This is a genomic window from Micrococcoides hystricis, assembly GCF_042434215.1.
Taxonomy (GTDB): domain Bacteria; phylum Actinomycetota; class Actinomycetes; order Actinomycetales; family Micrococcaceae; genus Micrococcoides; species Micrococcoides hystricis.
In genome coordinates, this window is the sequence record NZ_JBHLUB010000032.1 from 340214 (window position 1) to 346582 (window position 6369).

General features: G+C 58.1%; 7 protein-coding genes. 6 read left to right on the forward strand and 1 reads right to left on the reverse strand.

Annotation, left to right across the window (positions count from 1 at the left end; translation table 11 throughout):
• Positions 1-13: 13 nt before the first annotated feature.
• Positions 14-643, forward strand: coding sequence for a redox-sensing transcriptional repressor Rex (locus ACFFFR_RS11870; RefSeq protein ID WP_377460725.1), 630 nt, complete (start codon positions 14-16; stop codon positions 641-643).
• On the opposite strand, the gene ACFFFR_RS11875 is transcribed toward ACFFFR_RS11870, so the two are convergent.
• Positions 615-1292, reverse strand: coding sequence for a hypothetical protein (locus ACFFFR_RS11875; protein WP_377460726.1), 678 nt, complete (start codon positions 1290-1292; stop codon positions 615-617). The genes ACFFFR_RS11870 and ACFFFR_RS11875 overlap by 29 nt on opposite strands.
• Positions 1293-1334: 42 nt before the next feature.
• Here ACFFFR_RS11875 and ACFFFR_RS11880 point away from each other — a divergent pair, with 42 nt between their 5' ends.
• The 5 genes from ACFFFR_RS11880 to ccsB all read left to right on the forward strand — a co-directional run bounded on the left by ACFFFR_RS11880 (position 1335) and on the right by ccsB (position 6179).
• On the forward strand, positions 1335-2000 hold the full coding sequence (locus tag ACFFFR_RS11880) for a histidine phosphatase family protein (protein WP_377460728.1): 666 nt from the start codon (positions 1335-1337) through the stop codon (positions 1998-2000).
• A 149-nt stretch (positions 2001-2149) separates the two neighbouring features.
• Positions 2150-2755 carry a TlpA family protein disulfide reductase gene (locus ACFFFR_RS11885; RefSeq protein WP_377460730.1) on the forward strand — a complete coding sequence of 202 codons (606 nt, stop codon included), beginning with the start codon at positions 2150-2152 and terminating at the stop codon, positions 2753-2755.
• A 3-nt stretch (positions 2756-2758) separates the two neighbouring features.
• The gene (locus tag ACFFFR_RS11890; protein WP_377460732.1) at positions 2759-3511 is read left to right on the forward strand and encodes a cytochrome c biogenesis CcdA family protein; all 753 of its coding nucleotides are present in this window, start codon (positions 2759-2761) and stop codon (positions 3509-3511) included.
• Positions 3511-5136 carry a cytochrome c biogenesis protein ResB gene (gene resB, locus ACFFFR_RS11895; protein ID WP_377460734.1) on the forward strand — a complete coding sequence of 542 codons (1626 nt, stop codon included), beginning with the start codon at positions 3511-3513 and terminating at the stop codon, positions 5134-5136. The genes ACFFFR_RS11890 and resB overlap by 1 nt, the downstream gene beginning before the upstream one ends.
• Positions 5136-6179: a c-type cytochrome biogenesis protein CcsB gene (gene ccsB, locus ACFFFR_RS11900; protein ID WP_377460736.1), complete on the forward strand. Its 1044-nt coding sequence runs from the start codon at positions 5136-5138 to the stop codon at positions 6177-6179. Before resB ends, ccsB begins: the two co-directional genes overlap by 1 nt.
• Positions 6180-6369 lie beyond the last annotated feature (190 nt).

A 6369-nucleotide genomic window follows, 5' to 3' on the forward strand; every position in this document is an offset into this window, starting at 1 on the left:
GACCCGTGAAACCATGACCCGGGCGAGACTCTCCGCAGCAACCATCTCCCGCTTGCCGGTGTACTTGCGTGTGCTCAATGCGGTAGCTGATGAAGGTCAGCAGCACGTCTCTTCCTCCTGGCTAGCGCAGGCCACCGGGGTCAACTCGGATGTTCTGCGCAAAGACCTTTCAGCGCTCGGGTCCATGGGGCGGCGCGGGGTCGGCTATCAAGTCGACACCGTCAAAGCCGCATTAGAAAAAGCTCTCGGATTGGGCAGCGTTCACCCGGTCGTACTCATTGGCGCCGGGCACTTGGGCCAAGCCATTGCCGGTTATCGAGGGTTCAGCCCCCGCGGCTACCAAATCGCCGCGATCATTGATGCTGATGAAAACTTGTGGGGCACACACGTGGCCGGTTTGCGGGTGCAAAGTCCACAAGAATTACCGGACTTGGTAGCGGAGCACAAGATTGGTTTCGCGATCGTTGCGGTACCCGCACATGCTGCGCAAGCGGTCGCCGACCAGTTGTGTGCCGCAGGTGTTAGGGGCATCCTGAATTTCGCGCCCGTCGAGCTCACGGTGCCGGAGGGCGTGCAGGTGCGCGGGATCGATCTCGCGCACGAACTTCAGATTCTTACTTACCTGTCCACTGGCCAAATTTAGCCTGCGCACGTGCCCGGGCGGCAGCCTGGTTGTACTGGGTGGCTTCTTTGGACCAAGCAAAGATGGTGGCGACCAGCCCGGTCAGCCACCACAGGAAGTCTGGGAAGCTGATCGCGGCCAAGATGGTGAGCACCGCACAGATCGTCGCGATGATTCGTCCGGCGCCGAAGCCCCGCTTGATCAGGATGGCCACCAGCACGAAGAGACCACCCACAATGACTGCTAGGACGGCATTGCCGATCACCTGTTGCTGACGCAGCTGATCAATGCCCAGCGGCAACGCTCCGGCGAAGGAGCCGCCCATCACTTCTTCGATCGTCTGCACGGCCTCCCGCAACTGCTCATCCATCTGGCCGGTGGCAGTCAGAAAAATGGTGTAAGCATTCGCCAAGATAAAGACCACGGCGGCACCGATCATCAGCCGGAACGAAAGCATGACCTTAGGTGGGATCGGGACTCCTGCGCGAGGGTCCGGTGCCCCGGTTTGAGGAGTATCAGGTCGGGGGTGACCGTAGTTGGTCTCTGGAACCCCGTAGCGCGGCTGAGGTGTTGCTGAAGAGGAAGTTTCCCCGTATTCAGGCAGACGCTGACCATACCGGGGCTGTTCAGAAGGTGACTGCTGTCCGTGATTATGCGGGTTCTGGCTCATGTGGCTAAGTCTAGCTGTTACACGCTGTGGCAGACTGGAACCATGACCTCGATTACCGTTCATTTGCTGCGCCATGGTGAAGTCCACAATCCAGACCGAGTCTTGTACGGCAGGCTCCCAGGTTTTGGGCTCTCCGAGCTAGGTGAGCAGATGGCCGAGCGGATTGCCGATTATTTCGTCGACCGCCAGCGCATGACCGGAAAACTGCCGGTCGTCGTGGGGTCCTCACCGCTGCAGCGGGCACAAGAAACAGCGACCCCGCTCGCGGAGCGTCTAGGGCTCCCGATCCGGACGGACGAGCGCTTGTTGGAAGCGGAGAACCAGTTTGAAGGCTTGAGTAACGTCAAATCCAGGCTCAAGGATCCGCGCTTGTGGCCGTTGCTGCGCAATCCGTTCAGGCCAAGCTGGGGAGAGCCTTATCGCGCACAGGTCGCACGGATGGTCAAAGCGATACACGAAGCTCATGCCCAGGCGTATGCCGCAGGTGGGGACGGAGCCGAAGCGGTCCTAGTCTCCCACCAGCTACCCATCTGGGTGACCCGTCTTGCAGCGGAGGGTGCCCCGTTGTGGCATGACCCGCGACAGCGCGAATGCACATTAACTTCGTTGACGAGTTTCGGGTTCGAAAGTGGACGATTGGCGCGCGTCGATTACGCGGAGCCCAACGCAGAGCTGCTCAAACACGCAGCGAACCTGCCCGGAGCCTAGACGGGCTCGTCCCATGTTGTCTCAGTCACATGCTGAATAGAAGCTGAATTTCAGCTGAACACTAACGTCGAATCATCAAATGCTGTGTTCGCTAGACTGGGATCTGTTCCACAGCACAGTGTAGAAACCTCAAGAAATCTAAAGTAGGCATGCGCTCGTTCTTTTCTTCTGCCCCGTTGAATCGCCGCGGATTCTTGGCCGCAGCGGCAGCTGGCTCAATGGCGTTCTTGGCTGCATGTACGGAAAAATCGGATTTGGCGAAACAGGCTGAGGCTGGCGGCAGTAAGAACTACATTGCCGGTGATGGCTCCGTAGAAGAGTACGCGCCGGAGAATCGCAAAGACCCGGTCACGTTCAGCAGTGAACTCTTCGACGGAACGACCGTCACCGAACAAGATATTCTCGGCTCGGTCACGGTGATGAATTTCTGGTACGCCGCCTGCGCGCCGTGCCGGATCGAAGCGCCACATCTATCCGAACTGCATGCCGAGTACAAAGATAAAGGCGTGGAATTTTACGGAGTCAACGTCCGTGACACCGTCGGTACCGCGGTGGCGTTTGAACGTAACTTCAAAATTGAATACCCGTCGTTTGAGGACCGCACCGCGAAGATGCTGCTGGCCATGACGGACTACGTTCCACCCCAGGCTGTGCCGACAACCCTCGTCTTCGACAAAGAAGGTCGGGTATCTGCGCGGATCTTGGGCGTGGTAGAAAAAAGTACCCTGAAGGCTCTCATCGAGTCTGTTCTGTAGCCCGTGAATAACCCGTTCGCTGAGATTGTTCTTGACGGTTCGCTGCTCCTTGCAGCGCCGGTCGCAGTCCTCGCCGGACTCGTCTCCTTCCTTTCGCCCTGCGTCTTGCCTCTCGTTCCCGGTTATCTGGGGTACGTGACGGGTCTGACCGGAGCAGATCTTCAACAGCACAAGCATGGTCGCATGTTCGCCGGTATCGGACTGTTCGTGCTGGGCTTTTCTGTTGTTTTCGTCCTAGTCGGGGTGGTCTTCTCGCAGCTGAGCATTTGGCTGCGGGTTGAAGGGGACTGGGTCACCCGGGTGCTGGGGGTGCTGGTCATCATGATGGGCATCGTTTTCATGGGCGGCTTCAGCAAGCTTCAAAATGATAAGCGCGTCCACGCCAAAGCCCCTGCCGGGTTGTGGGGAGCTCCCGTATTGGGCATGACGTTTGGTTTGGGCTGGGCACCTTGTATCGGGCCCACGCTAGCGGCCGTGTTGGCGATTAGCACAGCGGGCGGCGCTAACATGGGCAAGGGCGTGTTTTTGACCCTCATGTATTGCCTTGGGCTTGGATTGCCGTTCGTGTTGCTCAGCCTTGGGCTGCGCCGCGGGATGGGTGCGTTGAAGTTTTTCCGGGACCACCGTCTTGCGGTCATGCGTTTTGGGGGCATCATGCTGGTCGCGCTCGGCATTTTGATGGTCTCTGGGCTGTGGGGTCACTGGGTGGGCCTACTCCAAGACTGGTTCACGAATGAAGTGAGGTTACCGATCTAGTGACAGTGAAAACGACCAAACGTGAACCGCTTGACCCCCGCCGCGAGGTCAAAGCTCCTGCTCTGGGCCCGCTGGGGATGCTGCGTTGGGCGTGGGCCCAACTAACAAATATGCGCACAGCGATCATGCTGTTGCTGTTGCTTGCTGTTGCGGCAGTGCCGGGCTCCTTGTTTCCGCAGCGACCAGCGGATCCTGACGGTGTGGCCAAATACTTGGAGGATTACCCAACAGCTGGGCCGATTCTGGATTTCTTCCAGCTTTTCGACGTCTATTCCTCCGTCTGGTTCTCAGCCATTTACCTACTGCTGTTCATTTCTCTGATCGGTTGCATTTGGCCGCGGACGATCAAACACTACCGAGTCATGCGCTCAGAGCCGGTGCGCACTCCTCGGTACCTGCACCGGCTGCCCGTCAATGGGGCCTTCTCCTACGCGGAGGGAACGAGCGCCACACAGACCGCGGAGAAACTCGCCGAGGCTTTGCGTAAGCGCAACTACCGTGCCGTGGTTCGAGAAGAACAAGACGCTGTCACCGTCTCGGGTGAGCGCGGATACCTGCGTGAAGTCGGGAACCTGCTGTTTCACGTGTCGATGCTGGGAGTGCTGATCTCCGTAGGTATTGGTGGGCTCTTTGGCTACAACGGCCAACGCATCATCACCCAAGGCGAGTCATGGGCGAACACACTCGTTAGTTACGACAACTTCTACCCGGGCTCGGCCTTCAGCGAGAACGCGCTGGCTCAGTACCGTATGCGGTTGGACGACTTCGAAGCTGTTTTTGACCGCCAAGACACTTCGAACTTCGGCATGCCTTTGGACTTCACCGCCTATCTGACCACGCAGGAAGGGCCGGACGCCGAGGAAAAGCAGGAAACACTGAAGGTCAACTCACCGCTGACTGTGGGCGCAACCAGCCTTTACCTTGTGGGCAATGGTTACGCGCCAGAGGTAGTTGTGAAGGATGGAGACGGCAATGTGGCCATGGATGGCACCGTCATTGCTCGTCCGACCGACTCGGTGTACACATCCTTGATCGTGATCAAAGCCCCGGACGCTAAACCTGAACAGCTTGGATTCGTCGGCTTCTTACTGCCGACCTCCGTGATGGGCGAAGACCAGGTCGCATTCTCCGGGGACCCTGAGTTGTTGAACCCGGAGCTCAACTTGAACTCCTACTACGGGGATCTGGGCCTTGATGAGGGTATCCCGGGTAACGTGTACGTGCTTGATACCGACGAGCTGACGGAATTGAACTCTCGATCCACCGAGCACGGCGGCATCGTCCTGAAACCGGGTGAGAGCTATCAGCTGCCTGAAGGCAAGGGCTCGATCGAGTTCAAGGGAATCAAGCGCTACATTGCGATCGACATTCACTACGATCCAGGAAAATACGGGGCGCTCATCTTCTCCGTACTGGCCATGGTTTCCTTGGCAGGATCGCTCTTTATTCGTCGCCGACGGGCTTTCTTCAGGGTTCCGATCGGAGATAATGGAACACGAGCCGAGTATGGGCTCTTGGCGCGTGGGGAAGATTTTGGTTTGGCTGAAGAAGCAGAAGCCGTGCTGAACCAAGCAGAAAAGACACTCCGTTCCCCGCTGGAACGGGATCTGGAAGAGGATAACTAATGGCTCCCATCAATGTGGAACTAGCCGAACTCAGTGATTTATTTATGTTGCTGGCCGCGTTTGTGTACACGGTGGCATTCATCGTGTTCGCGTGGGACATGGCCCAGTCTTCCAAGACCATCAGACAGGTAGAGGCTGACCTTGCCAAGGAAAACGCACGTGAGCAAGCCAAGGCCAAGCAACTGGTAGGTGCCGGCGGCCCCAGCATCAGCGAAGCCCCCACTGTTCATGCCGAAGCTGATGATCTGGTGGACGACGATCTGAACTATGTGGGCAACAAACGCCCTATCGCTAACGTGGCGGTGGCGCTCACCATCTTTGCCGCCGCGTTGCACACGTTCGCCGTGGTTGCACGTAGCGTAGCTGCATCTCGTGTCCCATGGGGCAACATGTACGAGTTCGCCACCACCGGAGCCTTGCTGATCGCCCTTGTTTACCTCGCGCTACTGATCAAGAAGGACTTGCGTTTCCTTGGCACCGTGGTGGTTGGCCTGATCGTGCTGGCCATGAATGGTGCAACGATCGGCTTCCCAACTCCAGTTGCGCACCTGCAGCCCGCTCTGCAGTCCTACTGGCTCATCATCCACGTGTCCGTGGCGGTGCTCTCCACAGCACTGTTCACGTTGACCTTCGCCATGAGTGTGCTGCAGCTGCTGCAGACCAACGCAACCAAACGGGAGGCCGAAGGCAAGACCAAATGGTCTTTCCTGCGCATGGTGCCTTCCGCCATTGCTCTGGAGAACTGGTCATACCGGCTGAATGCGATTTCTTTCGCCATGTGGACCTTCACCCTCGTGGCCGGTGCCATCTGGGCAGAAGCTGCTTGGGGCCGGTACTGGAACTGGGACACCAAGGAAGTCTGGACCTTCGTCATTTGGGTCATCTATGCCGGTTACCTGCACGCACGGGCAACCCGCGGCTGGACCGGCACCCGTGCCGCATGGCTGTCCATCATTGGCTACGCCGCCGTGATCTTCAACTTCGCGGTCGTCAACGTGTTCTTCCCAGGCCTGCACTCCTACGCGGGCATCCCGGGGTCCTAGGCTCTGTCAGAAAAACAGTGAAATAACCGTCGCAGGCAACCGCCTTGCGGCGGTTATTTTTTGTGGAGCCTATATTGGCAGCTTTACTGGCTCATCGTAAAAATGAGTGTATTTTGGTTCTGAATCCGCCGGTGTCCAGGAGTGCTCTGGTGATGTAGTGCAGCAGGTTGCGGAAGCCCAGAGCGGTGCC

What these genes read in the sequence shown, in the direction of transcription:
- ACFFFR_RS11885 (WP_377460730.1), top strand. Translation starts at nt 2,150, where the DNA reads ATGCGCTCGTTCTTTTCTTCTGCCCCGTTGAATCGCCGCGGATTCTTG.
- ACFFFR_RS11875 (WP_377460726.1), bottom strand. Translation starts at nt 1,292, where the DNA reads ATGAGCCAGAACCCGCATAATCACGGACAGCAGTCACCTTCTGAACAG.
- ACFFFR_RS11880 (WP_377460728.1), top strand. Translation starts at nt 1,335, where the DNA reads ATGACCTCGATTACCGTTCATTTGCTGCGCCATGGTGAAGTCCACAAT.
- ACFFFR_RS11870 (WP_377460725.1), top strand. Translation starts at nt 14, where the DNA reads ATGACCCGGGCGAGACTCTCCGCAGCAACCATCTCCCGCTTGCCGGTG.
- ccsB (WP_377460736.1), top strand. Translation starts at nt 5,136, where the DNA reads ATGGCTCCCATCAATGTGGAACTAGCCGAACTCAGTGATTTATTTATG.